This window comes from Sphingomonas soli NBRC 100801 (assembly GCF_001591025.1).
Classification (GTDB): Bacteria; Pseudomonadota; Alphaproteobacteria; order Sphingomonadales; family Sphingomonadaceae; genus Sphingomonas; species Sphingomonas soli.
Map to the genome: position 1 here is coordinate 256,380 of NZ_BCTZ01000003.1, position 26,286 is coordinate 282,665.

The 26,286-nt window shown below is 63.5% G+C and carries 29 protein-coding genes; 13 read left to right on the top strand and 16 right to left on the bottom strand.

Annotated elements, in window-relative coordinates:
* The first annotated feature begins 50 nt into the window (after nt 1-50).
* The 6 genes from eno (at nt 51) to SSO01S_RS02985 (ending at nt 6,126) form a co-directional block, all read left to right on the top strand.
* On the top strand, nt 51-1,325 hold the full coding sequence (gene eno / locus SSO01S_RS02960; protein ID WP_066794898.1) for a phosphopyruvate hydratase: 1,275 nt from the start codon (nt 51-53) through the stop codon (nt 1,323-1,325).
* A 133-nt stretch (nt 1,326-1,458) separates the two neighbouring features.
* Nucleotides 1,459-1,779, top strand: coding sequence for an FtsB family cell division protein (locus SSO01S_RS02965; protein WP_066794900.1), 321 nt, complete (start codon nt 1,459-1,461; stop codon nt 1,777-1,779).
* A 79-nt stretch (nt 1,780-1,858) separates the two neighbouring features.
* Nucleotides 1,859-2,977, top strand: coding sequence for a helix-turn-helix transcriptional regulator (locus tag SSO01S_RS02970; protein WP_066794901.1), 1,119 nt, complete (start codon nt 1,859-1,861; stop codon nt 2,975-2,977).
* Nucleotides 2,978-3,064: 87 nt separating this feature from the next.
* A complete protein-coding gene (locus SSO01S_RS02975; protein ID WP_066794909.1) occupies nt 3,065-3,499 on the top strand; it encodes a hypothetical protein in 435 nt (144 codons plus the stop codon).
* A 187-nt stretch (nt 3,500-3,686) separates the two neighbouring features.
* A complete protein-coding gene (gene pdhA, locus SSO01S_RS02980; protein ID WP_066794911.1) occupies nt 3,687-4,736 on the top strand; it encodes a pyruvate dehydrogenase (acetyl-transferring) E1 component subunit alpha in 1,050 nt (349 codons plus the stop codon).
* Nucleotide 4,737: 1 nt separating this feature from the next.
* Nucleotides 4,738-6,126 carry a pyruvate dehydrogenase complex E1 component subunit beta gene (locus SSO01S_RS02985; RefSeq protein ID WP_066794914.1) on the top strand — a complete coding sequence of 463 codons (1,389 nt, stop codon included), beginning with the start codon at nt 4,738-4,740 and terminating at the stop codon, nt 6,124-6,126.
* A 63-nt stretch (nt 6,127-6,189) separates the two neighbouring features.
* Here SSO01S_RS02985 and SSO01S_RS02990 read toward each other — a convergent pair whose 3' ends face one another.
* Genes SSO01S_RS02990 through SSO01S_RS03000 form a run of 3 tightly spaced genes read right to left on the bottom strand, consistent with a single transcriptional unit; the run spans nt 6,190 to nt 9,295 of the window.
* Nucleotides 6,190-6,885 carry a TadE/TadG family type IV pilus assembly protein gene (locus SSO01S_RS02990; RefSeq protein WP_066794917.1) on the bottom strand — a complete coding sequence of 232 codons (696 nt, stop codon included), beginning with the start codon at nt 6,883-6,885 and terminating at the stop codon, nt 6,190-6,192.
* Nucleotides 6,876-7,415, bottom strand: a complete 540-nt coding sequence (locus tag SSO01S_RS02995; protein ID WP_245646558.1) for a TadE family protein — start codon at nt 7,413-7,415, stop codon at nt 6,876-6,878. The genes SSO01S_RS02990 and SSO01S_RS02995 overlap by 10 nt, the downstream gene beginning before the upstream one ends.
* A gap of 44 nt (nt 7,416-7,459) precedes the next feature.
* Complete coding sequence (locus tag SSO01S_RS03000) at nt 7,460-9,295, bottom strand: TadE/TadG family type IV pilus assembly protein (protein WP_066794921.1); 1,836 nt, start codon at nt 9,293-9,295, stop codon at nt 7,460-7,462.
* 86 nt (nt 9,296-9,381) lie between these two features.
* Between SSO01S_RS03000 and SSO01S_RS03005 the strand changes: the two genes are divergently transcribed.
* Together SSO01S_RS03005 and SSO01S_RS03010 are read left to right on the top strand one after the other, a co-directional pair.
* A complete protein-coding gene (locus SSO01S_RS03005) occupies nt 9,382-10,041 on the top strand; it encodes an isoprenoid biosynthesis enzyme family protein (protein WP_245646559.1) in 660 nt (219 codons plus the stop codon).
* Between the two features lie 47 nt (nt 10,042-10,088).
* Entirely contained in the window at nt 10,089-10,562 is a 474-nt protein-coding gene (locus SSO01S_RS03010; RefSeq protein WP_066794924.1) for an EF-hand domain-containing protein, read from the top strand.
* 252 nt (nt 10,563-10,814) lie between these two features.
* On the opposite strand, the gene trmFO is transcribed toward SSO01S_RS03010, so the two are convergent.
* Entirely contained in the window at nt 10,815-12,140 is a 1,326-nt protein-coding gene (gene trmFO, locus SSO01S_RS03015) for a methylenetetrahydrofolate--tRNA-(uracil(54)-C(5))-methyltransferase (FADH(2)-oxidizing) TrmFO (RefSeq protein ID WP_066794927.1), read from the bottom strand.
* A gap of 65 nt (nt 12,141-12,205) precedes the next feature.
* On the opposite strand from trmFO, the gene SSO01S_RS03020 reads away from it, so the two are divergent.
* Both SSO01S_RS03020 and SSO01S_RS03025 read left to right on the top strand, forming a co-directional pair.
* Entirely contained in the window at nt 12,206-12,829 is a 624-nt protein-coding gene (locus SSO01S_RS03020) for a lysoplasmalogenase family protein (protein ID WP_083942819.1), read from the top strand.
* A complete protein-coding gene (locus SSO01S_RS03025; RefSeq protein ID WP_066794931.1) occupies nt 12,804-13,235 on the top strand; it encodes a DUF488 domain-containing protein in 432 nt (143 codons plus the stop codon). The genes SSO01S_RS03020 and SSO01S_RS03025 overlap by 26 nt, the downstream gene beginning before the upstream one ends.
* Here SSO01S_RS03025 and SSO01S_RS03030 read toward each other — a convergent pair.
* The 7 genes from SSO01S_RS03030 to SSO01S_RS17125 all read right to left on the bottom strand — a co-directional run bounded on the left by SSO01S_RS03030 (nt 13,226) and on the right by SSO01S_RS17125 (nt 18,737).
* A complete protein-coding gene (locus tag SSO01S_RS03030) occupies nt 13,226-13,762 on the bottom strand; it encodes a pseudouridine synthase (RefSeq protein ID WP_066794932.1) in 537 nt (178 codons plus the stop codon). The genes SSO01S_RS03025 and SSO01S_RS03030 overlap by 10 nt on opposite strands.
* A complete protein-coding gene (locus SSO01S_RS03035; RefSeq protein ID WP_066794933.1) occupies nt 13,756-15,357 on the bottom strand; it encodes an NAD(P)/FAD-dependent oxidoreductase in 1,602 nt (533 codons plus the stop codon). The genes SSO01S_RS03030 and SSO01S_RS03035 overlap by 7 nt, the downstream gene beginning before the upstream one ends.
* Before the next feature lie 9 nt (nt 15,358-15,366).
* Nucleotides 15,367-15,687, bottom strand: a complete 321-nt coding sequence (locus SSO01S_RS17115; protein WP_157073601.1) for a hypothetical protein — start codon at nt 15,685-15,687, stop codon at nt 15,367-15,369.
* 96 nt (nt 15,688-15,783) lie between these two features.
* A complete protein-coding gene (locus SSO01S_RS17450; protein WP_281178666.1) occupies nt 15,784-16,383 on the bottom strand; it encodes an Nmad2 family putative nucleotide modification protein in 600 nt (199 codons plus the stop codon).
* Entirely contained in the window at nt 16,384-16,848 is a 465-nt protein-coding gene (locus SSO01S_RS17455; RefSeq protein ID WP_157073603.1) for a hypothetical protein, read from the bottom strand.
* A gap of 57 nt (nt 16,849-16,905) precedes the next feature.
* A complete protein-coding gene (locus tag SSO01S_RS17120) occupies nt 16,906-17,553 on the bottom strand; it encodes a uracil-DNA glycosylase (RefSeq protein ID WP_245646560.1) in 648 nt (215 codons plus the stop codon).
* A 14-nt stretch (nt 17,554-17,567) separates the two neighbouring features.
* Nucleotides 17,568-18,737 carry a nucleoside triphosphate pyrophosphohydrolase family protein gene (locus SSO01S_RS17125; protein ID WP_083942807.1) on the bottom strand — a complete coding sequence of 390 codons (1,170 nt, stop codon included), beginning with the start codon at nt 18,735-18,737 and terminating at the stop codon, nt 17,568-17,570.
* A 5-nt stretch (nt 18,738-18,742) separates the two neighbouring features.
* Here SSO01S_RS17125 and SSO01S_RS17670 point away from each other — a divergent pair, with 5 nt between their 5' ends.
* The gene (locus SSO01S_RS17670) at nt 18,743-18,892 is read left to right on the top strand and encodes a hypothetical protein (protein ID WP_169798306.1); all 150 of its coding nucleotides are present in this window, start codon (nt 18,743-18,745) and stop codon (nt 18,890-18,892) included.
* A gap of 5 nt (nt 18,893-18,897) precedes the next feature.
* Here the strand turns inward: SSO01S_RS17670 and SSO01S_RS03045 are convergent, their stop codons facing one another.
* A complete protein-coding gene (locus tag SSO01S_RS03045; RefSeq protein WP_066794937.1) occupies nt 18,898-20,493 on the bottom strand; it encodes a class II 3-deoxy-7-phosphoheptulonate synthase in 1,596 nt (531 codons plus the stop codon).
* 250 nt (nt 20,494-20,743) lie between these two features.
* Between SSO01S_RS03045 and rnk the strand changes: the two genes are divergently transcribed.
* Nucleotides 20,744-21,160: a nucleoside diphosphate kinase regulator gene (gene rnk / locus SSO01S_RS03050; protein ID WP_245646561.1), complete on the top strand. Its 417-nt coding sequence runs from the start codon at nt 20,744-20,746 to the stop codon at nt 21,158-21,160.
* 144 nt (nt 21,161-21,304) lie between these two features.
* Here rnk and SSO01S_RS03055 read toward each other — a convergent pair whose 3' ends face one another.
* Nucleotides 21,305-21,937 (bottom strand): hypothetical protein, encoded by a 633-nt coding sequence (locus SSO01S_RS03055; RefSeq protein WP_066794938.1) that lies wholly within the window; start codon nt 21,935-21,937, stop codon nt 21,305-21,307.
* An 8-nt stretch (nt 21,938-21,945) separates the two neighbouring features.
* Nucleotides 21,946-22,881 (bottom strand): NAD(P)-dependent oxidoreductase, encoded by a 936-nt coding sequence (locus SSO01S_RS03060; RefSeq protein WP_066794940.1) that lies wholly within the window; start codon nt 22,879-22,881, stop codon nt 21,946-21,948.
* Nucleotides 22,882-23,072: 191 nt separating this feature from the next.
* On the opposite strand from SSO01S_RS03060, the gene SSO01S_RS03065 reads away from it, so the two are divergent.
* On the top strand, nt 23,073-23,387 hold the full coding sequence (locus SSO01S_RS03065; RefSeq protein WP_157073604.1) for a hypothetical protein: 315 nt from the start codon (nt 23,073-23,075) through the stop codon (nt 23,385-23,387).
* Nucleotides 23,388-23,441: 54 nt separating this feature from the next.
* Here SSO01S_RS03065 and SSO01S_RS03070 read toward each other — a convergent pair whose 3' ends face one another.
* Nucleotides 23,442-24,221: a hypothetical protein gene (locus SSO01S_RS03070; RefSeq protein WP_066794946.1), complete on the bottom strand. Its 780-nt coding sequence runs from the start codon at nt 24,219-24,221 to the stop codon at nt 23,442-23,444.
* 393 nt (nt 24,222-24,614) lie between these two features.
* A complete protein-coding gene (gene cysS / locus SSO01S_RS03075; RefSeq protein ID WP_066794953.1) occupies nt 24,615-26,054 on the bottom strand; it encodes a cysteine--tRNA ligase in 1,440 nt (479 codons plus the stop codon).
* Nucleotides 26,055-26,286: the final 232 nt, after the last annotated feature.

Here is a 26,286-nt window from a genome sequence, read left to right on the forward strand (position 1 = left end):
CGTTAGAGGCCCGCGCAAGCCTTCACGGTACAAAGTAGGGAGACCGTTACGTGACCGCAATCATCGACATCCACGCCCGCCAGATTCTGGATAGCCGGGGCAACCCCACGGTAGAGGTTGATGTGATGCTCGAAGATGGCAGCTTCGGGCGGGCCGCCGTGCCTTCGGGCGCTTCGACGGGCGCGCACGAAGCGGTCGAGAAGCGCGATGGCGACAAGAACCGCTGGCTGGGCAAGGGCGTGGAAGCCGCTGTCCAGGCCGTGAATTCCGAGATTGCCGAGGAAGTGCTGGGCCTCGACGCGGAGGATCAGGCCGATCTCGATCGCGCGATGATCGAACTCGACGGCACCGAGAATAAGGGCCGGCTGGGCGCCAACGCCATCCTGGGCGTCAGCCTCGCCGCCGCCAAGGCTGCTGCCGATGCACGCGGCCTGCCGCTGTATCGCTATGTCGGCGGCGTCAACGCCCATGTGCTGCCGGTGCCGATGATGAACATCATCAATGGCGGCGAGCATGCCGATAATCCGATCGATTTCCAGGAATTCATGATCGTGCCCGTCGGTGCGGAGAATATCGTCGAGGCGGTGCGCGCCGGCTCGGAGATTTTCCACACGCTCAAGAAGAAGCTGCACGAAAAGGGGCTGGCCACCGGCGTGGGCGACGAAGGCGGCTTCGCGCCGAACCTCAGCTCGACCACCGACGCGCTCGATTTCATCATGAGCAGCATCGAGGCCGCTGGCTACAAGCCCGGCGACGACGTGATGCTGGCGCTCGATTGCGCCGCGACCGAATATTATCGCGACGGCGCGTACAAGATGGTGGGTGAGGGCAAGACCTTCTCCTCTGCCGAGAATGTCGATTTCCTCGCGGGCCTGTGCGCCAAATATCCGATCTTCTCGATCGAGGACGGCATGGCCGAAGACGATTGGGAAGGCTGGAAGGCGCTCACCGAAAAGCTTGGCGGCAAGGTCCAGCTTGTCGGCGATGATCTGTTCGTCACCAACCCGAAGCGCCTCGCGCGCGGCATCGATGGCGGCTTCGCCAATTCGCTGCTGGTGAAGGTCAACCAGATCGGCACGCTCACCGAAACGCTGGAGGCCGTCAGCCTCGCCCAGCGTTCGTCCTACACCGCCGTAATGTCGCACCGTTCGGGCGAGACCGAGGATGCGACGATCGCCGATCTCGCCGTGGCCACCAATTGCGGGCAGATCAAGACGGGCAGCCTTGCCCGCTCGGACCGGCTCGCCAAGTACAACCAGCTCATCCGCATCGAGGAAGAGCTGGGCGACGCCGCAGTCTATGCCGGGCGGAGCGTGTTGAAATAACCCGTCATCCCAGCGAATGCTGGGATCTCGCGCGGCAAGGAATCCAGGCCAGAGACCCCGGCTTTCGCTGGGGTGACGGCTTACGGGCAACTACGCCCTTGCCTAACGGACAAGGTTAAGCAAGAATCACCCTATGTCGCGTACCGCCTCTCCGATCCAGTCCTTGCTCCGCCGCGCTGGCGTGCCCGCAATCGCGCTCATTGCGATCGGCTTTTTCGGCTATAATGCGGTGCTCGGCCCAACGGGCGTGGTTGCGGCCCGCGAGTTCAAGGGCGAGCTGCAGCAGGAGCAGGCAAAGCTTGCCGAGTTGGAAAAGCAGCGTGCGGAGATCCGCAACCGCGTTGGCCTGCTCGATCCGAAACGCGGCGCAGATCCTGACCTGGTCGAGGAAATGGCGCGCAAGAAGCTCAACGTCGTCCGCCCCGACGAAGTTGTGATCCCGCTCAAGAAATAGCCTCCACTCCGGCGATGATTAATCCTTCACGATCGTGAAGGATTAAGGTAGTTTGCGCGCTTCCGCAGGGGGCGGCTGCATGATCGAGAGCGAGCAGCACGATGCAATCGTGGCGTGTCTTTACGCCGCTGCCGCTGGCGATCGCCAATGGTCGAACGCACTTGAGCTGATTGCGCAGGCTTTTCGGATGAGCGCTGCTGTGATGGTCGTAGCCGATCCGGCGGGCGCATCCTTCCGCGCCGAGGTTCATGGCCGGCCGAGCGATTATGCGAACAGCTATTACGCATCGGAAATCTTCCTGGAAGACCCGCGCGTGCCCTTCTTTCTCGCTACGCCGCCGGGCAAGCTGTATTTCGATCACTGCCTCTATGATGTCGCAGCGATGGCGCGTGATGATCGCGTCCAGCGCACGACCAGTGAAATCGGTGTCTTCTATCAGTTGGGTGCGCAGTTGCGGCTGCCCGCTGCGGGGACGGGCACGGTATCGATGCTCAGCACCGAGGCGGAAGGCCATGCAAGCGAGGAAGTGATTCGGTCGTTTCGCCGGCTCGCGCCGCACATCGAGCAGGCATGTGCGTTTGGCGAGCTGATCGAGCGTAACGCCGCTACCCAGGATGCGTTGATCGAGGCGCTGGCTGCGCGTGCGGACGGAGTCATATTGCTCGATCGCATCGGCCGTCCGGTTTTCGTCAACGATGTGGCGCGGGCAATCCTGGGGGCTGGTGACGGGCTGGGATTTACCGCCGATGGGCTGGTCACGCGCCGGGGTCCGGAGACGCGGCGTCTGCGCGGCATGATCGCGGATATTCTCGGCAAGCGGGCGGGCGGGCCCCGGCGTCCCGGCGGCCAGATATTGATCACGCGCCCGTCCATGCGGCTTCCTTATGTCGTGCGCGTGCTGCCTGCGCCCGCCAGCGAGCGCTTCCTTGCGCTGCATAGCATCGCCTGCGTGATCCATATCCATGATCTGGCGGCGGTGCGGCTGCCCTCGCGACGGGCTCTCCGCGCGACGTTCGGACTGACGGAACGCGAATCCGATCTGGCCATCGAGCTGGTTCGTCATGCCGGACTCGGCCCGGCGGCGGAGGCGGTGGGAATGGCGCTCAACACCGCCCGCAATCACCTGCAGGGCATCTTCCGAAAATGCGGTGTCGCGAGCCAGGCCGAGGCGGTGCAGCTGCTGACGCGCCTCGCCTGATACCCGGTCCGAACGGACTAGATGAGCCATCTCGACTCGCCCGGACGCCCATCGAATAAATCGGTGGCAGATCTGGGGAGAACGATCTTGAAAATCATGACGAAAATCGCGCTGGCAACGGCGATCCTGAGCGTGCCGCTGCTTCAGGACGCGGCGACCGCAGGGGCAGGGAGCGCCTCGCCTCGCCTCGCCCAGGCCAGCGCCGGACGGCCTGGCCCGGCGCAGTCGGCGACACCCGAGGAGACCAAGCGCGCCGAAAGCGCACTCGGCAATGTGGCAAACCAGGAGCAGTTCGCGAAGGCGCTGCTCAACGGCGACGTCAAGACGATGACCGCGCTTTACAATCGTGCCGGTGGCACGGGCACCGTTCGCGTGCCGCAGGGCATCGGCAAGTGGCCGAACATCAAGATCCATATCTGCTGGAAGCGGACAAGGCCGGATGGCACCGTGACCGAGATTTGCCTCGGCGCCGAAGCGTCGATGCTGGTCAGGACCGGTCCGTTGCGTGCGGTAACGGGTTAGCCCGATCCGCATTTGTCACCGTGCGGCGGGCGCACCACACGCGTGGTGATGCGCCCGCTTTGGCGTGGCGAACACAGGCGCGCGCGATCGGTCATAAGCGAAGAAGCACCCGCGTTGACGTTGCGTCGGGCGCAACAAAAAGCCTATAGGCCCGGCTCTGACCTCCCCGGGATAGGATTTCCGCATCGTGGCAAAAGCGCCAGCGAAGAAAGCAACGACCGAACCTGCCAAGAGCAATCGCGAGCGCCCCAGCGAGCCGGAGCGGTACAAGGCCTCCAAGGAAGAGCTGCTCGAATTCTACAAGCAGATGTTGCTCATCCGCCGCTTCGAGGAGAAGGCCGGCCAGCTCTATGGCCTCGGCTTCATCGGCGGCTTCTGCCACCTTTATATCGGCCAGGAAGCCGTGGCCGTGGGTCTCCAGTCGGGTCTCGACGGTGACAAGGATTCGGTGATCACCGGCTATCGCGATCACGGCCACATGCTTGCCTATGGCATCGATCCCAAGGTGATCATGGCCGAGCTTACCGGGCGCGGGGCCGGCATCAGCCGCGGCAAGGGCGGCTCGATGCACATGTTCTCGACCGAGAAGAAGTTCTACGGCGGCCACGGCATCGTCGGCGCGCAGGTGTCGCTCGGCACCGGTCTCGCCTTCGCGCACAAGTATCGCGAGGATGGCGGCGTAGCGATGGCCTATTTCGGCGACGGCGCCGCGAACCAGGGCCAGGTCTATGAGAGCTTCAACATGGCCGAGCTGTGGAAGCTGCCGATCATCTATGTGATCGAGAACAACCAGTATGCCATGGGCACCAGCGTCAACCGTGCGTCGTCCGAGGATCAGCTCTACAAGCGCGGCGAGAGCTTCCGCATCCCGGGCATCCAGGTGGACGGCATGGACGTGCTCGCCTGCCGTGGCGCGGCCGAGGAAGCGCTCGCATGGGTGCGCGCGGGCAAGGGGCCGATCATCCTCGAGATGAAGACCTATCGCTATCGCGGCCACTCGATGTCCGATCCCGCCAAGTATCGCAGCCGCGAGGAAGTCCAGGCGGTTCGCGACAAGTCCGATCCGATCGAGGCGGTGAAGCGCGAGCTCGAGGCGATGGGCGTCAAGGAAGACGATCTCAAGCCGCTGGAGCAGGAGATCCGCAAGATCGTCAACGAGAGCGCGGACTTTGCTGAGTCCACGCCCGAACCGGATCCCGCTGAATTGTATACCGACGTGCTGGTGGAGTCGTACTGAGATGGCGATCGAACTGAAGATGCCGGCGCTGTCGCCCACGATGGAAGAGGGCACGCTCGCCAAGTGGCTCGTCAAGGAAGGCGACTTCGTGAAGTCGGGCGATATCCTGGCGGAAATCGAGACCGACAAGGCGACGATGGAATTCGAAGCGGTGGATGAAGGCACCATCGCCTCGATCCTGGTTGCCGAGGGCACCGACAATGTGAAGGTCGGCACCGTTATCGCGATGGTCGCCGGGGAAGGGGAAGATGCGTCCTCGCCCGCACCCGCGCCAGCCGCCGAAGCGCCTGCCCAGGAGCAGAAGGCCGGGGAATCCGAAGCACCTGCGCCCAAGAAGGCGGAAAGCGGCACCCAGCAGCTCGCCAGCAGCAAGGCCTCGACCGTCTCCGATCCGGCGATCCCCGAAGGCACCGAGATGGTGAAGACCACCGTCCGCGAGGCTTTGCGGGACGCCATGGCCGAGGAAATGCGCGCCGACGACCGCATCTTCGTAATGGGTGAGGAAGTCGCCGAGTATCAGGGCGCGTACAAGGTCACGCAGGGCCTGCTCGACGAGTTCGGCCCCAAGCGCGTGATCGACACCCCGATCACCGAATATGGCTTTGCCGGCATCGGCACGGGCGCGGCGATGGGCGGTTTGCGCCCGATCGTTGAGTTCATGACGTTCAACTTCGCCATGCAGGCGATCGACCACATCATCAATTCGGCCGCCAAGACCAATTACATGTCCGGCGGCCAGATGCGCTGCCCGATCGTGTTCCGTGGCCCCAATGGCGCGGCCTCGCGCGTCGGCGCGCAGCACTCGCAGAATTACGCCCCCTGGTATGCCAGCGTCCCCGGCCTGATCGTGATCGCGCCCTATGACGCCGCCGACGCCAAGGGCCTGCTAAAGGCCGCGATCCGCAGCGAAGACCCCGTCGTCTTCCTCGAGAACGAGCTTCTCTATGGCCGCAGCTTCGATGTGCCCAGGCTCGACGATCACGTCCTGCCGATCGGCAAGGCGCGCATCGTGCGTGCGGGCAAGGACGTGACGCTGGTCAGCTATTCGATCGGCGTGGGCGTCAGCCTGGAAGCCGCCGAGACGCTGGCGGGTGAGGGGATCGATTGCGAGGTCATCGATCTGCGCACCCTGCGCCCGCTCGATACAGCGACGGTGCTGGAAAGCCTCAAGAAGACCAACCGCCTCGTCGTGGTCGAGGAAGGCTGGCCGACCTGCTCGATCGCGAGCGAGATCACCGCGGTCGTGATGGAGCAGGGCTTCGACGATCTCGATGCCCCGGTTCTGCGCGTCACCAACGAGGATGTGCCACTGCCCTACGCCGCGAACCTCGAAAAGCTTGCCTTGATCGACGCTGCAAAGGTCGTCGCCACGGTCAAGAAGATCGCCTGACGCCTCGGCCCCGGTGCATGATGAAAGGGGGGGCGGTCCGGAAACGGGCCGCCCTTTGCTTGTTCAGCTGTTGTAGAGGTTGCAGGTCGATCGCGTCGCCGCAGGTGCCGGGTTATAGATCTGCGCATAGTCGCGATTGTCGCGAACGATGAACGACGCGATGTAATGCAGCCGCTGGGGCGACCCGAACCAGCCATTGCCCACCAGCGGCGTATAGAGATAATTCACCTCGACGAACATCACCCCGGCCCCGGCCGGCGCGTTCACCTGCGCCCCGGCATCGCCCATGCCGTTGGGGGCCAGCGTACCCGCATTGGAAGCGTCGGCGGTCGTGCCGGCGGTCACCGTGGTGGTGCCATAGCTCGAATCATAGCCGCTGCCGTTCTTCCTCCCCATGCAGCGCTGCCAGTGGATGCGCTGCGTCCCGCCGATATTCTCCAGGCTCGACAGGATCACGCGGCCATTCTCGGTCAGGTCGATGCTCTGCCCGTGCAATCGCGTCGCCTGCAGCACGTCGTTGATATCGGCCTCGCGCAGCTGCACGGTCGCCTGGCCGGTATAGAGGCCCACGCGTGAGGCGTTGTCGGCCAGCTCCAGCGCAAGCTGGCTCAGCCGCTGGTTGACGATGGCTAGGTTGGTCAGCTCGACGCCCCATAGGCCAGCGGTCAGGAACAGCGGCAGCCCGAGCGCGAACTCGAGCAATGCCGTTCCCGAACGGTCACCGCGCAGGCGGCGCAGGAAGCGCTTCATCATGAGCATCGCACCACGACCGTGGGGATCGACTGGGTGGCGAAGGGCTGGTTCTTGAGCAGGGTCTTGGCCGACACCGTCTCGGTGGAGGACCAGCCGAGCAGCTTGCCCAGCGGGAATATCCGCGGATAGGTCGCAGTCACGGTATATAGCGTCACATCGTTCGCGCCGCCCTGGCCCTCTCTGCCCGGATCCGCATCCCACCGCATGTTGGCGTTGACGTCGTCATAGCATTCCGTGGCGTCGCGAATGCCGTTGCCGTTTGTGTCGGTGAAGCGCTCGGGTCTGATGTTGCCGAACGTGGAATAGCTTCTTCGATCGAACGTCACGGTGGCGCGGTTGGCGACCTGCTTGACGGCTGCTTCCACCTTGGCGTCGATGGTCGCCGTCGTCGCGCCCTCGATGCCCGAATCGCGACCCGCCTTCTGGATCGCGCCTTCCAGCACGGCGCGGGCATATGCCTGGTACGACAGGTCCATCAGCCCTAGCAGCATCATGACCAAAACGGGCGCCAGGATCGCGAATTCCGTGGCGGCCACGCCACGCCGGTCGCGCAACAACCTATTGGGGAAACGAGCCCGCATCACTTGGACACCCGCAGCATCGCGACGCGCGAGGCGATCGTCTGGAAGGCGGTGTTGAGCTGCGCGTCGCTCGAAGCGGTGAACGCGTTTCCGGAGCTGGATGCGCATTGCTGCAGTTCGCTCGTCAGCCCGGATCCGAATGCAATCACCCATACGGTGATGTTGCGGTTCTTCGCGGCCTCGCACTCGGCAAGGAAGCGTGCGTTGTGGCGTGCGGTCTGGGTCGAGGTGTTGGTGCCCGTTACGCGCCGGTCATAGCGCTCATATCCATACATCCCATAGATATCGAGGTTCGGCGACATCTCGCCGTCGGTCATGAAGACCAGGTGGCGGATCGGGGTCTTGCGGCCGGGCCATGCCGCCGTGTCGCTCGCAAACGGGCCGTCGGGTGCCAGGAATCGGGTGCCCCAGATGAATCCGGTATCGTGATAGGTGCCGCCCATCGGCCGGAAGTCGGGATCGTTCAGATAATTGCTAACGTCGTTGCGGCTCATCACGCCCAGACGCTTGGCTTCCTTGCCGCAGCTCACATAGCCAGACGACATCTTGGACGCGATCGATTCATAGGAGCTGCCGCTCGCGGTCGAGGCGGTGACTTCGACGGTGCCCAGATTGTTGTTCCGCTCATAGATGATGTCGGGCCACATCGGACGCCACCGGCTTGCCGTGTCGGTCGGCATCAGATCGGGATCGAGATCCGCGGGCAGCGAGGTCTGGCTGAATGAAGAATCAGCCGTCGTATCGCGCTCCTCGATGCAGCCCTGCCATTTGCTGGTGCTGCTGTCCCAGGTGCTGGGATTGTTGACCCAGCCTCCCAGCACGAACTGCGAGATATCCACCGACAGCGGGCCAAAGCGGTACATCAGCTCCATGCTTTGCGTGGTTACGACACAGCGGCCCCCGTTGGACGAAGTCCAGCTCACCGTCTTGTAGGTAACCCGGTTGTTGTAATCGTAGCCGGTCGACGGCGAGCGCGACGCATAGCCGTTGCAGGTGTTCTGTGAGGTGTTGGTGTAGGTGGTGGACGACGAAGAGCCGTAATTCCGCTCGAACGGCACCCGCGATGAATAGGTATGCGTGTCCGTGTTCAGGAACGAGCTCGGAATGATCTTCCCGACATTGACGGTCGAAGTATAGGGCACGAAGCCGTAGCGGATCTTGGTGGTAGAGTCCGCCGAGGCCGCCAGCGTGTCATAGAAGTTCAGCACGGAGGTGCGCAGCGCCTTGATCCGGGCGTTGCTCTTTTCGGCAGTGTAATAGCCCGTCGTGCCGTCGCTGCGAGTATAGGAGTAGACCGATTGGCCGCTCATATTGGTATCGCTGGCGGCATAGGCCATCGAACCGGTCGTATCGAGCACGAACATCACATCGAGGTCGGCTACGTCGAAGCGCGCTTCGCACACCACCGAAACCGTGTTGTCGCCAAAGCCCATCATCGAAGTCAGCGTCATCGGCACGGTCGCGCTGGCCGCGCCTGCGACTTGATTGTCGGCGGTCTTGCTGGGGGTGAACGTCACCGCAGACGATGCAAACATGCCCGTCTTGAAATTATTCCGGAAGAAATTCTGCGCCTGGGTCGCAGCATTGCTGTCGAGCGTGCTCGATGCGCTGGTGACCATGAACTTCCGGCCGGCCAGAACGCCCGCGTCACAGGCCTGTTGCAAACGCACCTTGACCACGTAGAGACGGGCGGTGTCCACCGCCGAGCCGACAATACCGAGCAACGGGATGAGCGCCACCGCGATCATCGCCAGCGTGTTGCCGCGCTGGTCGCGCGCGAGCCGCGTCAGGAAGCCGCGAAAACCCGCCCCATTTCGATTTCCGAATGCAGCCATGCAGAAAATTCTTCCCCGATCCGGCAGGGATATGCGGCACGTTACGTTAATTTCAGGTCAATTCGCAGGCTTAACCCGAGGTAATTGTGGAGGTTGATAACCCCGAACGTGCGCTTGCGCTCAGCTATGCCGACAGGGGGCGCGAAGCCTTGGCGTCGCTGCTTGCGCTGGACGATGCTCTGGCCAAGCTGCTGCGCACCACCAGCGAGCCTGCGCTCGGGCAGATGCGGCTGGCCTGGTGGCGGGAATCGCTGGAGCGGCTCGATACCGCGCCTGCGCCTGCCGAGCCGGTGTTGCGCGCGGTTGCGGCCGAAGTGCTGCCGCTCGGCGTGACCGGGGCCTCGCTAGTGCCCGTCGTCCATGGCTGGGAAGTGCTGGTGGAGGAAGAGCATCTCGATGCCGATGCCCTGCGTCGCTTTGGCGAGGGGCGGGGGCATCTCTTCCACGCGGCGGGCAAGGCGTTGGGGTCGGTTGACGATCCGCTGGCCCAGGCGGGCCGGGGCTGGGCGCTCGCCGATCTCGCGGGCAATCTCAGCGCTCCGGCCGAGGCCGCCGAAGCCCGCGCCCAGGCTGCGCCCTTGCTCGCCATGGCAACCTCAGCGCGCTGGAGCCGCCCGGCGCGCGCCTTGGGCGCGATGGCGCATCTGGCGCGGATGGACCTTGCCTTGCCAGCGGGGAGCGCGCCACCGATCGGCGCGCCCGCGCGGGTGGGCCGCCTGCTCTGGCACCGTCTGACTGGACGATAGCTGCCTTGCCGGTCTAGCCTGACGTCAAGACGGCGGGGGACGGGCCTATGTGGCGGTATTTCGTTGGTGCGGGCGGAGCGTTGCTGCTGGCTGTGGCGGGCATGTTCCTCTTTCGCGGAACCGCCGCGCAGCAGCCTTTGGTCCCGCCGCCACCCGCCGCCGCCGTTGCCTCAGAGGAAGAGGCCCTGCCGGATGAGGCACCCTCCGCCTCGGCCAAGACCCGCGAGCAGAAGCGCTTCGATCGCTATGACAAGGACCGCAACGACGCGATCACCCGCGACGAATATCTCGCCTCCCGGCGAAAGGCGTTCGCCAAGCTCGATATCAATGGCGATGGCAAGCTCGGCTTCGATGAATGGGCCGCAAAGACGACGGCCCGGTTCACCGGGGCAGACAAGGACAAGTCCGGGACCCTCACTCGCGCCGAGTTCCTCACCACTGCCCCCAAGCGCAAGCCCGCCAAACCCAAATGCGCCTGCCCGAAACCGGCTGCCGCTGCTGGGGAGGATGCTGAGGAATAACCCGGACCCCAAGGTAAAAACCTACGTCGCCCCGGCCTTGAGCCGGGGCCCCGCTTCTTCCTTGATCCCCGCAGGTGCTGCGCGACCCCTCCTTCGTCCGCTCCACCTTTACCCTTGCAATGTAGGATTTCGCCTGCTTGGCTCAGCCGGTCGGCATTGCCGATTGCTCTTTGAAATCGTCAGCCGCAGCCGCTCCGCCGCCGCAACCTTCGCGGACGCTAGCGGCGTTCTTGGTGTCACCTTAGTGTAACCTTAGGCCGCGAGCCATGCCGCGAACGCGTCGCGCGCCCGGGCCGTGTAGAGCAGCTTGCGGTCCGCCTTCTTGCTCTTGCCCGGGATTGGCGGGAACAGCCCGAAATTGACGTTCATCGGCTGGTAGGTCTCCACTTCCGCCTCGCCGGTGATGTGCGCCAGCAACGCGCCCAGCGCCGTTTCGCGCGGTGGTGGCGTGATCGCCTTGCCGCCCAGTTCCGCCGCTGCAAAGCGCCCCGCCAGCATCCCGATCGACGCGCTTTCGACATAGCCTTCGCAACCGGTGATCTGCCCGGCGAAGCGGATGTTCGGCCGCGCCTTCAGCCGCAGCGTCGGATCGAGCAGCTCGGGCGACTTGATGAAGGTGTTGCGGTGCAGCCCGCCGAGCCGCGCGAACTCGGCATTCTCCAGCCCGGGGACGGTGCGGAACAGGCGGACTTGCTCGGCATATTTGAGCTTGGTCTGGAAGCCGACCATGTTCCACAGCGTGCCGTCGGCATTGTCTTGCCGAAGCTGTACGGCGGCATAGGGCCAGCGCCCGGTGCGCGGATCGTCGAGCCCCACGCCCTTCATCGGCCCGAAGCGCGGGGTATCGATGCCGCGCTCGGCCATCACTTCGATGGGCATGCACCCTTCGAAATAGGGCACATTCTCCCACTCGCGGAACTCGGTCTTCTCCCCATCGAGCAGCCCCTGGACGAAGGTCAGGTATTGCTCCTTGTCGAGCGGGCAGTTGATATAATCCTTGCCCGTGCCGCCGGGCCCCACCTTGTCCCACCGCGACTGGTACCAGGCCGTGTCGAAGTTGATGCTTTCGAAGTGCACGATCGGCGCAATGGCGTCGAAAAAGGCCAGGCTCTCCTTGCCCGTCGCCGCGCCGATATCTTCGGCAAGGCCGGGCGCCGTCAGCGGCCCGGTGGCCACGATGGCAAGTCCTTCCGAGGGCAGGGTATCAATCCGTTCGCGGACGATCTCGATGTTCGGATGCCCCGTCAATGCCGCCGTGACGCCATCGGCAAACCCGTCGCGGTCCACCGCCAGTGCCGATCCCGCAGGCACCTGATGCTTGTCGGCCTGAGCAAAGATCAGCGAGCCGAGCTGGCGCATCTCGGCATGGAGGAGGCCCACCGCGTTGCGCTCGGCATCGTCGGAGCGGAAGCTGTTGGAGCAGACGAGCTCTGCCAGCCGGTCGCTCTGGTGCGCAGGCGTCATGTCGCCGCCGCCCCGCATTTCGGAGAGGCGAACCTTGTAGCCTGCATTTGCGAGTTGCCAGGCAGCCTCGGAGCCGGCGAGCCCGCCGCCGATGATGTGAACGTCGTGTGTCATTGCCCGAGCCGATAGCCGGGCCGGCGCGGGATGACAAAGGGAACGGGGCCGTTATGTTCAGCGGGATGAAGCTTCGCCCCATCGACTGGTTGTTCGTCGCCGCGCTGATCTGTGGCGCCAGCTATTACGCCGAGCATTGGCTCCAGCTCGACAGCCCGCTCGCCACGATCTGGAAGGGCTCCGGCGTGAGCCTGCTCGCGCTCTGGGCCTTTGCACGGGGCCGCCCTTGGATCGGGCTAGTGCTGGCATTCGGCGCGCTCGGCGACATGCTGCTCGATGCGGTCGGGCTTGAGGTCGGCGCGGTGGCGTTTCTCATCGGGCATGTGCTCGCGCTCGGCTTCTTCTGGCGCAGCCGCAGGGCGCATTGGTTCGTCCCCGTGCTTGGTGCCGCGGCCGTGTCGCTGGCCTCCTATCTGCTCGCCGGCGGTTCCGGCGTGGCGCTTTACGGCTTTGGGCTTGGCGCGATGGCCGGGGCGGCGCTGGTCAGCCGCTTCCAGATCGCGACGGTGGGGCTGGGGGCGCTGCTCTTCGTGGTCTCTGACCTGCTGATCTTCGCCGTGATCGGGCCGATGGCGGACTCCCCGATCCCGGGTCTGCTGATCTGGCCGACCTATTTCGCGGGTCAGGCGTTGATCGCCTGGGGCGTGGTGACGGAGATGGCGCGTGAAGGTGTACACGATCGGGTATGAAGCCACGACGATGGCGGAGTTCATCGCGGCGCTGAAGGGCGCAGGGGTGGAGCGGCTGATCGACGTGCGCGCGCTGCCCCTGTCGCGCCGCCCGGGCTTCTCCAAGAACATCCTCGCCGCGACCCTGAAGGAGGCCGGGGTGGAATATGTCCACCTCAAGAACCTCGGCACGCCCAAGCTCGGGCGCGATGCCGCCAAGAAGGGCGATGTCGCGACGCTGGAGGCGGTGTACGAGACGCAGCTTGGCTTGCCCGAGGCGCAGGCGGAAGCGGCGCAGATGCGAGCCCTGGCGGCGGAGAAGCCGAGCGCTCTGCTCTGCTATGAGCGCAACCCCGAACACTGCCACCGCACCCTGTTGCTGGAGGCGGAGGGCGAGGGGATGGAGGTAGTGGACCTTTATCCCTGAATGGCCTCGCGCCACTGCCCGGGCTGAAGGTCAGCCAGCGACCACTCCCCGATCTGCCAGCGGATCAGGCGGAGCGTGGGATAGCCCACCGCAGCGGTCATCCGCCGCACCTGGCGGTTGCGGCCTTCGCGGATGGTGAGGCGTACCCAGCTGTCGGGGATGGACTTGCGGACGCGGATCGGCGGGTTGCGGGGCCAGAGCGCGGGATCGTCGATGCGCTCGGCAAAAGCGGGGAGGGTGAGGCCGTCCTTGAGCTGGACGCCGCGGCGGAGTTGGGCGAGTGCGCCCTCGTCGGGCTCCCCTTCGACCTGAACTAGGTAGGTCTTGGGCAGCTTGTACTTCGGATCGGCGATGCGCGCCTGGAGGCGGCCATTGTCGGTGAGGAGCAGCAGCCCCTCGCTGTCTCGATCGAGCCGCCCGGCGGGATAGACGCCGGGCACGTCGACGAAGTGCGACAGGTTCGGGCGGTTCAGTTCGTCGGTGAACTGGCAGAGGACATCATAGGGCTTGTTGAGGAGGATCAGCATCCGATGCTCGCCGCGACGGCCTCCGCCACCTTGATGCCATCGACCGCCGCAGAGAGGATGCCGCCCGCATAGCCCGCACCTTCGCCAGCAGGGTAGAGGCCCTTGACGGTCAAGCTCTGGAAGTCCGCGCCGCGGGTGAAGCGGACGGGGGAGGAGGTGCGGGTCTCGACGCCGGTCATCACCACATCGGGATGATCGTAACCGGGGATCTGCTTGCCGAAGACCGGGATCGCCTCGCGCATCGCCGCCACCGCGAAATCGGGGAGGCAGGCCGCGAGATCGGTGGGTGTGACGCCGGGGCGGTAGGAGGGGATGACGGAGCCGAGCGACTCCGACGGGCGACCGGCAAGGAAATCGCCGACGCGTTGGGCGGGCGCGCGGTAGTTCGAGCCGCCTGCGACGAAGGCGAGCGATTCCCAGTGGCGCTGGAAAGCGAGGCCCGCGAGCGGATCGCCGGGATAGTCGCGCTCGGGATCGATGGCGACGACGAAGCCCGAATTGGCGTTGCGCTCGTTGCGCGAGTACTGGCTCATGCCGTTGGTGGCGACGCGGCCTTCCTCCGATGTTGCCGCGACTACCGTGCCGCCGGGGCACATGCAGAAGCTGTAGACCGTCCGCCCGTTCGAGCAGTGGTGCGAGATGTGATACTCGGCCGCGCCCAGGATCGGATTGCCCGCATCGGCACCAAAGCGCGCCTTGTCGATCCACGACTGCGGATGCTCGATCCGCACGCCGATCGAAAACGGCTTGGGCTCCACGAACACCCCCGCATCGCGGAGCATCGCGAAGGTGTCGCGGGCGCTGTGGCCGACCGCCAGCACGACATGATCGGCCTCGATATAGGAGCCGTCATGGATGTGCAGCCCGCGGATCGCTCCGCCCTGTATGTCCACCCCGGTCACCCGGTGCTGAAACCTATACTCGCCGCCCAGCCCCTCGATCTGCTCGCGGAGACTCATCACCATGGTCACCAGCCGGAAGGTGCCGATATGCGGATGCGCCTCGATCAGGATCTCGGGCGGGGCGCCGGCCTTCACAAACTCGGTCAGCACCTTGCGATCCAGATGCCGGGGGTCCTTGATCCGGCTATAGAGCTTGCCGTCCGAAAAGGTGCCCGCGCCGCCCTCTCCAAACTGGACGTTGCTCTCGGGGTTCAGCACGCTGCGGCGCCAAAGCCCCCAGGTATCCTGCGTCCGTTCCCGCACCTGCTTGCCGCGATCCAGGATGATCGGCCGCAACCCCATCTGCGCCAGGATCAGCCCGGCGAGCAGCCCGCACGGGCCCGCCCCGATCACTACCGGCCGCTTTGCCCCCGCCGGAAGGGTGCGCGGCACGATCCTGTAATGCGTATTCGGCGTGCGCTGAACGTTGCGATCGCCCCGGAAGCGGCCGAGGACGGCATCCTCATTCTTCACATTGACGTCGATCGAATAGACCAGCCGGATATTCGCCTTGTCCCGCGCATCCGCCGCACGCCGCGCCACGACATGCTTGATCAGCTCACGCGGGGTGATCCGCAGCCGCTTGCAAAGCGCGGCGGGGATCGCCTCGTCAGGATGGTGGAGCGGGAGGCTGAGTTCGGTGACGCGGAGCATCGCCGCGCTTTAGCGGCGCGGCGAGGCCACGCCAACCGGCGCGGAAGGTGACACTAAAGTGACACCAAGAACGGACTTCGCGGTGCCCGACAAGGCCCGCGCGCGGCGCGAATTTTTCCAATGTTTGTAGTGACCGTGGGGGCGTTGTGAGGCCGTGGCGCGCGGATGGGCTGAGCGCGGCGACATGCCGACCGACCGCGCCGCATGGCTGACCACCCCGGTGCGCGCGAGCGCGGCGATGAAGGCGACTTGACGGTCTGCGGTCCAGCCGGTGGCGTATTTCCGGCGGGGGATGTGGGGGGTGAAGCGGAGGAGGAGGTCTTTGGCCATGTTTGTGTGGCTCCGTGTGGTGGAACGGAGGGGGAACATGGCATAAGGTGGGGTGTGTAGGAAAGAATGAACAAGGTCCCAAACTTCGGATCTTAGTTAATCCCACGCAGCCGGACGACCAATTCGGCCTCTGGCATTCTGGCCGGAGAACCAGTCGTCAAAGGCTACAACGAGAGGATCTGCAAATCTGGAACGATGCCCGCGTCCATTTGGATAAATGTCATCCCCGTCAAAGTTTCTGAAGCGAGCAGGTATCGTTGGAGCCTCCGACCCCCAGTAAATAAAATCTGTCCCCCAAATGACGTTATCTGAACCAGTATCTCGCTCAAGGTTGTCAAGATTTAACACGCCATTCTCAAAACTATGATGCGAATCAGCCTGCAGCCAACAACTGTTTTCCCGACGATAGATATTGTCCCCATAGGACCTGGCCCTACTTCCATACATTGACGGTTTTTTCTTCTGAAATAGGGGGTGATCCCAATACTCTTGAAAAGAGATCTTACCCTCAACTTTCATCGCAAATATCATGCGACCAGCTAGCTTGTTGGATGCACTTCCGCACCCCAGAACGATATCGCCAACTTTTGCCGACGCGCGAATTTGGGGTTTACATGTCGCCAACGTGCAAACGCCGTGAAAAGGGTTCGGTGCAAACCCAAAATCGCGGGCCATTTTATAGGAGTGCAGCCTCACCTACTGACACTTCACGCGGTTGGTTTTTCGTGGTTCGTCCGGCTTCGCGGAAGGCGACTCCCAAACATCTTCGCCCTCAACAGCAGGAATGAGACGATCGCTATCGATTTTAACAACAGCATCTGCCAGGTCATCAACCCCTTCTGGAATCTGCTTCGGGTCACCGCAAAGAACGGCAATAGTTCGCTTGCCTTCGGAATTGGCGACACCAATTCCTGCGCACAGGTCACCCGACGCGCCCGGCTCCTCGGGTATAAGGAAGACACAGATATCCGAGTTCTCAATACACTGTAGCAACTCTGGCGGCAGATCGCGCTCTCCAGACTGAGCCGCAACCGCATCGTCAGGTTGAGCTTCGATCACGCAAATGGCATAACCTTCGCCCTCAAGCCTACTGCGTACAGAATCCACCGAAGTAGCGGTGGCTGCTATGTAAACTAAACACGCTCTCTTTTCATCTGACATGGCGCACTCCTCGAGGCGCCAAATCTACGGTACAAAACGAGAATGTCGAGTATCAATCTATAAAGACAATTCGTGTTGCGCTCGGGGTTGAGGCTTTAACCCGTAAATCCGGTTCAGGCCGGATATAAAATCCGCTTTTCCTCCGTAGCTCGGATGTCTGACCCGTACGGTGTTTATGCCCATATCAAGCATCGCGGCTTCCGCATCATTGCCAATAGCGACAACAGTCTTGGGCTTAAGCAATCCAATCAATTCAATAAGGAGCGGCTTGCAGGCTTGTCGCTCCGCGCGCGTGTGGCATCTGTTCGTAAAAGGATTTCCGGCATCGTGAGGATGAAGTGGAAAGGCATTCCATAAAAAAACCGGCTGCCTAATTCTCTGCAGCATCTCCCAGGTCACCGTTGCGGTACGCTCGCCAATCGCGACACCCTTAGTAGCTTTGCGAAGATTCAGTTCGCCAAAATACGACGAGTAGGTTGCGAGTCTCAATTCGTCAGTGAGGGCAATCCCAGTTCGACGCCCCCCCAGATAGCCCAGATCACGTCCTACCCACATTGTCTCCACGCCAGTCTTAAGACTCGCCTCGATTAACTGACGAAGGTTTTCCGCCCTAATGGATGGTCCTTCCGCCCGATCATGCACATTGCAAATGTCACGATAAGGATTGAAAACATTAGGCAGGCGCACGCTAGAAAGCTTATCCACGAAATCCGCCGGTGTCATTGCTTGAGGGGCCCAACAGTAATTTCTCTACCGTTCACCGCTATCGTTCCTTTTCTATGCTCTTTCAGGTAGCGAAATGCTGTATACCCCTGAAGAATAGCTTCTTCCCATACCCAATAAGGGGTAGAGTGTACCTCGTATCCCTCCACGAAAGTCCGGATAGTTTTAAGAAGGTCGAAACTTAATTTTCCGCGTTCTACACCGGAGAAAAAATCACTTTTCTTGGCTTCGTTAAAAACGATAGCTGAAATACCTTCTTCAATCAGAATTGCGCGTGCGCCGTCTTGCGATTCGTCGACTAACTTATTGCTTTTACGTTTTGTTTTGAAAAGTGCCCGAGTTACGGGTGACCATCCCAGTACGGCCGCATAGGCATAGTGAAATACGTCGTGAAATCTATAATGGTCAGGATCTCCTATATTATCAGTTAGTCGGTCGCCGATATGGATGCCGTTGCAACTTTGGTATACAAAGTAATTATCATTAGATAATTTTTCTTCGATAATATTAACCAATATAGATTGCGGAAGTCTTTCGTAATTTGGGAAGTCATTGTCAAATAGTGGTGGAAGCGATCTCTTGGAAGGCCAGCGCCCATCAATTTTCAGCAAATTTTCACCAGCTGCCTGTTCAAGGGAAACACCGGCGCGATTGCAAACATTGATTAACTCAGATAGTAAGCGCTCAAAGGCGCTCAACAGCAGCGATTGATTTTTGCGTTTGCTTTTCAGGAATTTTCGATGCGCAGCGACTAAGGCACCGGATGCCTCCGCAAAATCTATAAGGCGCCATTCCAGATACAAAGTTGGATTGTCAGAGCCCGATTTTATCTCGGGTTGAAGATCAGAAAAGGTAATGTTCTGGGAGGAGAATGAGGCGGGGCCTTTCCGTTTTGCAAGTACAAGTGCTGCAATGTCGCTCAACGTAATATCGTTGCGGTTTGCGACGGCAGAGATGTACCATAAAACATCGCCAACTTCCTCGGAAACTCTAGCTTTGTAAAGTTCCGGCCTTGTGCGATCTCGCTCACGTTTCTTTACTTCAGCTAGAACGCTACCCGACTCGCCGAAAAGGCCCAGAAGCAGGAAAGAGGCTGAGTCGTGACCACGAGATACGTCCGTCCTCGTCGCCGCTCTTTGATAAGCGTTGAGGGAATGATTCGTCATTCTTATTGAGTATTGAATTTGTCCATGCTGAGCAATGGTCGGCGATCAGCATAGCCGTGACGCATAAAAGGGCACGGGCAAAGCCCGCGCTGACGTCGGACGGGTTCGGCGGCGGTCGCCGCCGCCCCGCCGGCCGGGCTGGCGGCGAGTCCTGAACCAGCTACGCTGCTTCAGGCCGCCTGGCCTTCATCTCCTCATTCACCATTTCCGCCAACAAAAACGCCAGCTCCAGCGATTGCCCCGCGTTCAGGCGCGGGTCGCAGTGGGTGTGGTAGCGGTCGGCCAGGTCGTGTTCGCCGATGTCGATCGCGCCGCCGGTGCATTCGGTGACGTTCTGGCCGGTCATTTCGGCGTGGATGCCGCCGGCATAGGTGCCCTCGGCGCGGTGGACGGCGAAGAAGCCGCGGACTTCGGCCAGGATGCGGTCGAAGGGGCGGGTCTTGTAGCCGTTGGCGGCCTTTACGACGTTGCCGTGCATCGGATCGCAGCTCCACACTACCGGATGCCCTTCGCGCTTTACGGCGCGGACGAGCTTCGGGAGGCCGGCTTCGATCTTTTCATGGCCATAGCGGGTGATGAGCGTGATGCGGCCCGCGGTGCGCGCGGGGTTTAGCGTGTCGAGCAGGCGGAGCAGCTCGTCGGGCTCAAGCGTGGGGCCGCATTTCAGGCCGATAGGATTGCCGATGCCGCGCAGGAACTCGACATGCGCCGATCCTTCGAAACGCGTGCGATCGCCGATCCAGAGCATGTGCGCGCTGGTATCGTACCAATCGCCGGTCAAGCTGTCCTGCCGGGTCATCGCCTGCTCATAGGGCAGCAGCAGCGCTTCATGGCTGGTGTAGAATTGCGTGGCCTTGAGCTGGGGCACGCTATCCGCGTCGATGCCGCAAGCCTGCATGAAATCAAGCGCTTCGCCGATGCGGCTGGCAACGTCTGCGAACTTGTCCGCCCAGGGGCTGCGGCCCATGAAATCGAGGGTCCATTTGTGGACCTGGTGCAGGTTCGCATAGCCGCCGCCGGCAAAGGCGCGGAGGAGGTTCAGGGTGGCGGCGGACTGGCTGTAGCCCTGAAGCATGCGCTGCGGATCGGGGATGCGCGCTTCGGGGGTGAAGGCGATGTCGTTGACATTGTCGCCGCGATAGGAGGGCAGGGTGACCCCGTCGATCGTCTCGGTATCGGCCGAGCGCGGCTTGGCGAACTGGCCCGCCATGCGGCCGACCTTCACGGTGGGCAGCTTCGACGCGAAGGTGAGCACCACGGCCATCTGGAGGAGTACGCGGAAGGTGTCGCGGATATTGTTGGGGTGGAACTCGGCGAAACTCTCCGCGCAGTCGCCGCCCTGCAGCAGGAAGGCTTCGCCGCGCGCGACCTTGCCCAGCTCGGCGGTGAGCTCGCGTGCCTCTCCGGCGAAGACGAGCGGGGGATAGGAGGTGAGCTGGGTGGTGGCGGCACCCAGGGCCGCGGCATCGGGATAGGTGGGGAGCTGGCGCGCCTCGAACGCGGGCAGGGCCCAGCTGTCCGGCGTCCATTTGGCCGAGCTGGTGGCGGAAGAGGGGGCGGAAACATACCAGTCGGCATGGTGCGCGATGCCGTTTGCGGCGATCTGGTTGACCACCTGCGCATTGGCGCGCTTGCCGTCTTCCTCCCAGCCCTGAACGGTGGAGCCGGGGGTGTCGTACCACGCGCCAAAGGCCGCGCGGGAAAGGGCGCGCTCTTCGCGGAAACGGCGGATCTTGATGCCTGCTAGTGTCGTCATGGGGCGGGGATTACTCTTATGGGGTAAAGATTTGCAAGTGGTTTTTGCGGGATTATCCCGATTTGGGTTAGCGATTGACAGTGCGGGGCGGGGCGGCCATCTTGGCGGCGTGTCCACCACCGCGTCCTTCCTGCGTTTTCGCGCACATTCCGGCCAGCTCGCCGCACGCGACTAGCCCGGGCTCCTGACGGCAAGGCCGCGGAGTTCCGGGGTCTCTCCTGCACATCGTGTACTCAGAGAAAGCAAAACCGTGGAAAGCACCAAAGTCGTGCGGGACGAACAGCGTCCTGCGATCCATCTTGTCGATAGCGAATGCGACGCGCTCTATGCGCTGGCGCTGGCGATCCAGTCGAAACGGCCCGAGCGCGCAGAGATGCTGCTCGCCGAGCTGGACCGGGCCGAGGTCGTTCCGGCGGGCAAGCTGCCGAAGGGCGTGGTGACGATGAACAGCCATGTCGAATTCTTCGACGAGGCGACGGCCAAGCCGCGCACGGTGCAGCTCGTCTATCCGCAGCACGCCGATATCGATGCTGGGCGGCTCTCGATCCTGAGCCCGGTGGGCATCGGGCTGATCGGCATGTCCGAAGGCAGCGCGATATTGTGGCCCGATCGCGACGGGCACCAGCGGCTGCTGCGCATCGTCAGCGTCAAGGCGGCCGAGGGCTGACGGGTGAGCATGGAGGAGATTGGCCGTTACCGCTGCACCGGTGACGACGGCACGCCGCTGACGGTGGTGGAGTATCGCTATATCTTCACGACCGAAAGCGAGGCGGGCGTGCGCCGGCAGCCGGGTTCGCGCTGGCTCTCGCTGCTAGATGGCGAGCCGGTGCGCTATATCGACGCCGAAACGTTTGAGGTGACGGGCAGCGGGGAGCTGCTGCGGCGCGAGCTTGCAACGCCACGCAACTAGGCCGGGATATTCGGCGATGTCCTGAAGATTGCCGATGCGGAACTGCCAGGAACCCAGCTTCTTGCCCTGCGGCCCCGCGAGATGGAGCGTCAGCGTCTTCGTGTGGCGCATGGCGCGGGCCAGCGCCGTGCCGTCAGCCGGCACGAGCGTCCAGCGGTCTGACTGGGGGTGAACCCTGGTGAGGCTGAGCGCGACGGGGCTGCTTTCGCCGTCGAGCAACAGAGAGGCGCTGAGCGCAGCGGCGATGCGCGGGGTAAGCATCACCTCGAGCTTCTGGATCGTGCCGAGCGGAAGATCGGGCTGGAAGCGGGCATGGAGCCAGGCATTGCCGTCCGTCGCCTTGTGCGCCCATTCGGCGAAGGCGCCGTTGCCGCCAAGATGCGCGGTGGTCATGTGAAGATCGGGAACGGCGTTGAACCGGCAACTCTCCCGGCCATTCGCGTGCTGGCGCACGTCGATAATGCGGGTGTCGACGCGCTGGGCAATCGCGGGCCCGGCGATCAGACACAGTGCAGCGGCGGCAAGCAGGCGCATAATTTCCCCTAATATCCTGCGGCGAGATCGACCTCATTCTTGAGCGGGCGGCCCTCCAGGAAGGCGTGCAGGTTCTCGACGAACAAGGCCGCGCCGCGCAGGAACATGCGGGTCTGGCTGCGGCCGGACAGATGCATGGAGTGGATGATGTTGGGCGTGGTCCACAAGGGGTGCTCGGGCGGCAGCGGCTCGGGCGTGACGGTGTCGAGAAAGGCCCCGGCGATGCGGCGCCTGGCACAGGCGAGCATCAGCGCATCCTGATCGATCAGCTCGCCGCGGCCGACATTGATGATCCAGGCGGAGGGCTTCATCGCCTGAAGCTCGGCCTCGCCGATCATCGCCTTGCTCTGATCGGTGGCGGGGGCGGCGAGGAACACCCAGTCGAACTCGCCCAACCGCGCCCGCCACGCATCCGGGCCGATCGTGCCTTCCGCGCCCGAGCGGGTGACGCCGGTGACGGCGACGCCGAAGCCCGCCAGCCGCTCGCCGATCAGCCTGCCGATCGTGCCATATCCGATGATCAGCGCGCTGGTTTCGAACAATTCGAGCTTGCCGGGCGCGTCCATCGGCCATTCACGGGCGTCGGCGGCGCGGAGCACCTGATCGTAGCGCTTGGCGGCGACGAGCGCGCCCATCACGGCATATTCCGCCACCGTATGCGCGTTGACGCCCGAGCCGTTGGTGACGCGGGTGCCGCGCGCCCTGAGCGCATCGGTGTCGAGCGCGTCGAGCCCGGCATAGATGGTCGAGAGCCATTTGAGCTTGCGGGCCGCCGCGACGTTGCGCGCCCATTGCGCGGGCGCATTGTGATCGAGCCAGCCGATATCGGCCTCCGCGGCCATCGCTTCCGCCTCTTCGGCGCTGGTGAACCAATGGACATCGAGACCGGCGGGAAGCTGCGGTTCGACGAGCGGACGGGCGAGGGCGGGAAGGACTGCTTTCATGGCGCGAGGTTAGGAGCCGACCGGCGGCGGATCAATCGCGGCGGATGACATTGCGCAGGCTTGAAGGTGTACTCTAAGCTCCCCTGGATTCGATCTGCTTCGGGATGGAGTAGCGTGCGTTTATATGGGGTGGTGCTGCTTGGAGCTGTGGACGGTTCGATCTGAAGCCGATGGTGCTGCAGGCGAATTCCATGCCGCTGGTCGAAAAGCGGCGCGCGGAGCATGACCGCTTTGTAGCCTGCCTCAAAAATTACCGGTCCAAAACGCCATGGACCTATGACGAGGGCAGCGATTTCTACGCCGCAGTTGGCCATGTGAAGTTCTTCAGCGCGTATCGTTGCTCGATCAAGCCGGGAACGGGCTGCATCAAGGATCAGGACTGGCAGCGTTTTCAGCAGGTGGTGGGCAATGGCGACGCGCCCTTGCAGCCGATAGACAGTACGGCCTGGAGACGAGTGCTGCGATGGTCCTGGAAAAGGCCGCCAACCGCTGGCGCATCGAGCTAAACGAACAGCTCAAGAACTGGAAAGCGACCAACGGCTGAGGCGCGGACCGAGCCGTTATTGCGGCTCGGGGCGCGGGCGATCCTTGCCCTGCCATTCGGCCGGGCGGTCGGTACGTACGCGATCGCGGTCACGGGTAGGGCCGCGCGGGGTGGCCGTGGCGCTGGGGCTGGGGGTTGGCGTGGGCGTTGCCTCCGGACGGTCGCGGCCAGGGCGATCGCGGCCGGGGGTGTTGCGGTCCCGATCGGGGCGTGTCGCGCTTTCGCGGGCGCGCTCCGCCCGTTCGCGTTGCTCGCGTGCCTCGCGCGCCGCTTCGTTGGCTTCGCGGGTGCGATCGGCATCCGGCGTCCTGCCACGGCCGTCACGATCAAATTCGCGGACCGGCTTGTCGCCCTGATAGGCGAAGGAGCGGCCTTCGCGCTGGACGAAGAAGGGCCGGGTCTCGCCGCCACGGAAATAGGCGACGTTATCGCCATCATCATCTGCGGTGCGCAGGATCCTGCCGTCGCGCATCCATGCCCAGCCATCGCCGTGGCGGATGCGCTTGATGTTACGACCGCCGCGGATTTCCTCCTCGATCTTCGCTGCGTCGGTGAGCGGTGCCTTTTCGGCGGCGGGCGCGCTGGCGGCAGGCTTGGGAACAGCGGGAACCACGACCGCAGGGGCACCGGCGACGTCCTCGACCACGGCGACTTCATCGTCATCGTCGTCGGAGAAATTGTCGAGCGCGACGGCATCGGCGACGTTCACCGAGGCATTGTCGGTGGTTTGGGGAGTGCCGTTGCACGCGCCGAGCGCGAGCATCACTGTGAGCGAGACGAGGGGCAGGGTCTTCATGGGCATGCTCTCCGAATGGTGATCGGAGTATGTAATGCACGAGTGTCTGGATTTTATCCGGCGCGTTCCGCGGCGGAGGAATGAGACTGGTGGCGGGAACGGGGTGCGGTTTCCTCATTCCACGTCATCCCGGACCTGTTCCGGGATCCACCTCTCGGCAAACGTGGAGCAGGCGGCTCGAGCGGCGCGCGGGGTGCCTGGTGGACCCCGGCACGGGGGCCGGGGTGACGGGTAGAGGGAGGCGTTGTATCTCCTCCTTCGTCATCCCGGACCTGTTCCGCGATCCACCGCTCGGCAAGCGTGGCGCAGGCGGATCGAGCGGCGCGCAAGGTGCCTGGTGGACCCCGGCACGGGGGCCGGGGTGACGGTGTGGGGTTGGGGTGCGCGCTGGGGCTAGAGCGCGGGTTTCCAGTCCCAGCCCAGCGGATCGCCGTCCATTACCTCGACACCGGCCAGCGCGAGTTCGTCGCGGATGGCGTCGGAGCGGGCGAAATCCTTGTTGGCGCGGGCTTCCTTGCGCTCGGTCAGGCGGGCTTCGATTTCCTCGGCGGTGATGCTCGCATTTGCGGGGCGCACGCGCAGATCGCCACGGCCGATCGTCAGCAGGTTGAGCCCCAGCACCTCGTCGAAGCGGGCGAGCGCGGCCAGGCGGTCCTCGACCGAAGTGCGCTTGTCGGCGAGCAGTTCGTCGAGGATCGGCAGCGCCTTGGGCGTGTTGAGATCGTCGGACACGGCTTCGTCGAGGCGATCGAGCCAGGTCTGCGGGGCGCTGCCTTCGCCGTTCGCGCGCGCCTTGAGGTTGGCGACGGTCATGACGAGGCGCTTGAGGCGGGTGAGCGCGGCGGCGAGGTTCTCGGCTGAGAATTCGAGTTCGCTGCGATAATGCGCCTGGATGCACAGCAGGCGATAGGCGAGCGGGTGCACACCCGCGTCGATCAGCGACTGGAGCGTGGTGAAACCGCCCTTGGACTTCGACATCTTGCCGCCGCGATCGACCAGGAAGTTGTTGTGCATCCAGAAATGCGCGCCGCTGTCCGAGCAGCCGCAGAATGCCTGGTTCTGCGCGATTTCGTTGGGATGGTGGATCTCGCGGTGATCGATGCCGCCGGTGTGGATGTCGAACGGCGCGCCGAGATATTTGATGCTCATCACCGAGCATTCGAGATGCCAGCCCGGTGCACCCATGCCCCAGGGCGAATCCCATTCCATCTGGCGCTGCTCACCGGGGGGCGATTTGCGCCAGATCGCGAAATCCTGCGGATGGCGCTTGCCGGCGACGGGATCGATGCGGCCCTCGCGAACATCGTCCTGCGCGCCGGCGAGGCGGCCATAATCGGCGACCGTGCTGGTATCGAAATAGAGGCCGCTATCGAGCTCGTAGCAATGTTCGGGCGCGATCTTCTTCGCGAAGTCGATCATCTCCTCGATATGATCGGTCGCGACCGACCAGCGCGTGGGCTGGCGGATGTTGAGATCGGCGATGTTCTGCTTGAACGCGGCGGTATAATGCGCGGCGATATCCCAGATGCTCTTGGCCTGCGCCTTGGCAGCGGCCTCCATCTTGTCGTCGCCGGCATCGGCGTCGCTGGTGAGATGGCCGACATCGGTGATGTTGATGACATGGGTGAGGGCGCCCCAGCCGTTTTCTTTGGCCTTCCAGGTGAGGACGCGGCTCAGCGTGTCGGTGAAGACATAGGCGCGCAGATTGCCGAGATGGGCGTAGTTATAGACCGTCGGCCCGCACGAATAGACGCGGACGCCTCTGGCGGGATCGAGCGGCGCGAAAGCCTCGAGGCTGCGGGAAAGCGAATTGTAGAGCGTCAGCGCGGTCATGCGCGCGCAATAGCGGCTGTGCGCGGCGGTGCAAATGCGATGCTTTGGGAGCGGGGGCGGGCGGTGTGCTTGGGGCGCCCCCTCCACCACGCCCTTCGGGCGCGGTCCCCCTCCCCAGTTGGGGGAGGAATGGGTTTCGCACACCCCCGATCGTCATCCCGGCCTTGTGCCGGGATCCACCGGGTTTCGCGTGGAAGTCTTGCGGTTCTTAGCACCGCTTTCGCGGGGATGA

What these genes read in the sequence shown, in the direction of transcription:
- SSO01S_RS03030 (WP_066794932.1), bottom strand. Translation starts at nt 13,762, where the DNA reads ATGCTGATCCTCCTCAACAAGCCCTATGATGTCCTCTGCCAGTTCACC.
- SSO01S_RS02970 (WP_066794901.1), top strand. Translation starts at nt 1,859, where the DNA reads ATGATCGAGAGCGAGCAGCACGATGCAATCGTGGCGTGTCTTTACGCC.
- SSO01S_RS02990 (WP_066794917.1), bottom strand. Translation starts at nt 6,885, where the DNA reads ATGCTCATGATGAAGCGCTTCCTGCGCCGCCTGCGCGGTGACCGTTCG.
- SSO01S_RS03020 (WP_083942819.1), top strand. Translation starts at nt 12,206, where the DNA reads ATGAAGCTTCGCCCCATCGACTGGTTGTTCGTCGCCGCGCTGATCTGT.
- SSO01S_RS02985 (WP_066794914.1), top strand. Translation starts at nt 4,738, where the DNA reads ATGGCGATCGAACTGAAGATGCCGGCGCTGTCGCCCACGATGGAAGAG.
- SSO01S_RS03045 (WP_066794937.1), bottom strand. Translation starts at nt 20,493, where the DNA reads ATGACGACACTAGCAGGCATCAAGATCCGCCGTTTCCGCGAAGAGCGC.
- SSO01S_RS17125 (WP_083942807.1), bottom strand. Translation starts at nt 18,737, where the DNA reads ATGACGAATCATTCCCTCAACGCTTATCAAAGAGCGGCGACGAGGACG.
- SSO01S_RS03035 (WP_066794933.1), bottom strand. Translation starts at nt 15,357, where the DNA reads ATGCTCCGCGTCACCGAACTCAGCCTCCCGCTCCACCATCCTGACGAG.
- SSO01S_RS17455 (WP_157073603.1), bottom strand. Translation starts at nt 16,848, where the DNA reads ATGTCAGATGAAAAGAGAGCGTGTTTAGTTTACATAGCAGCCACCGCT.
- trmFO (WP_066794927.1), bottom strand. Translation starts at nt 12,140, where the DNA reads ATGACACACGACGTTCACATCATCGGCGGCGGGCTCGCCGGCTCCGAG.
- SSO01S_RS02965 (WP_066794900.1), top strand. Translation starts at nt 1,459, where the DNA reads ATGTCGCGTACCGCCTCTCCGATCCAGTCCTTGCTCCGCCGCGCTGGC.
- SSO01S_RS03070 (WP_066794946.1), bottom strand. Translation starts at nt 24,221, where the DNA reads ATGAAGACCCTGCCCCTCGTCTCGCTCACAGTGATGCTCGCGCTCGGC.
- SSO01S_RS03010 (WP_066794924.1), top strand. Translation starts at nt 10,089, where the DNA reads ATGTGGCGGTATTTCGTTGGTGCGGGCGGAGCGTTGCTGCTGGCTGTG.
- SSO01S_RS03055 (WP_066794938.1), bottom strand. Translation starts at nt 21,937, where the DNA reads ATGCGCCTGCTTGCCGCCGCTGCACTGTGTCTGATCGCCGGGCCCGCG.
- SSO01S_RS03065 (WP_157073604.1), top strand. Translation starts at nt 23,073, where the DNA reads ATGCCGCTGGTCGAAAAGCGGCGCGCGGAGCATGACCGCTTTGTAGCC.
- SSO01S_RS03000 (WP_066794921.1), bottom strand. Translation starts at nt 9,295, where the DNA reads ATGGCTGCATTCGGAAATCGAAATGGGGCGGGTTTTCGCGGCTTCCTG.
- SSO01S_RS03060 (WP_066794940.1), bottom strand. Translation starts at nt 22,881, where the DNA reads ATGAAAGCAGTCCTTCCCGCCCTCGCCCGTCCGCTCGTCGAACCGCAG.
- cysS (WP_066794953.1), bottom strand. Translation starts at nt 26,054, where the DNA reads ATGACCGCGCTGACGCTCTACAATTCGCTTTCCCGCAGCCTCGAGGCT.
- SSO01S_RS17115 (WP_157073601.1), bottom strand. Translation starts at nt 15,687, where the DNA reads ATGGCCAAAGACCTCCTCCTCCGCTTCACCCCCCACATCCCCCGCCGG.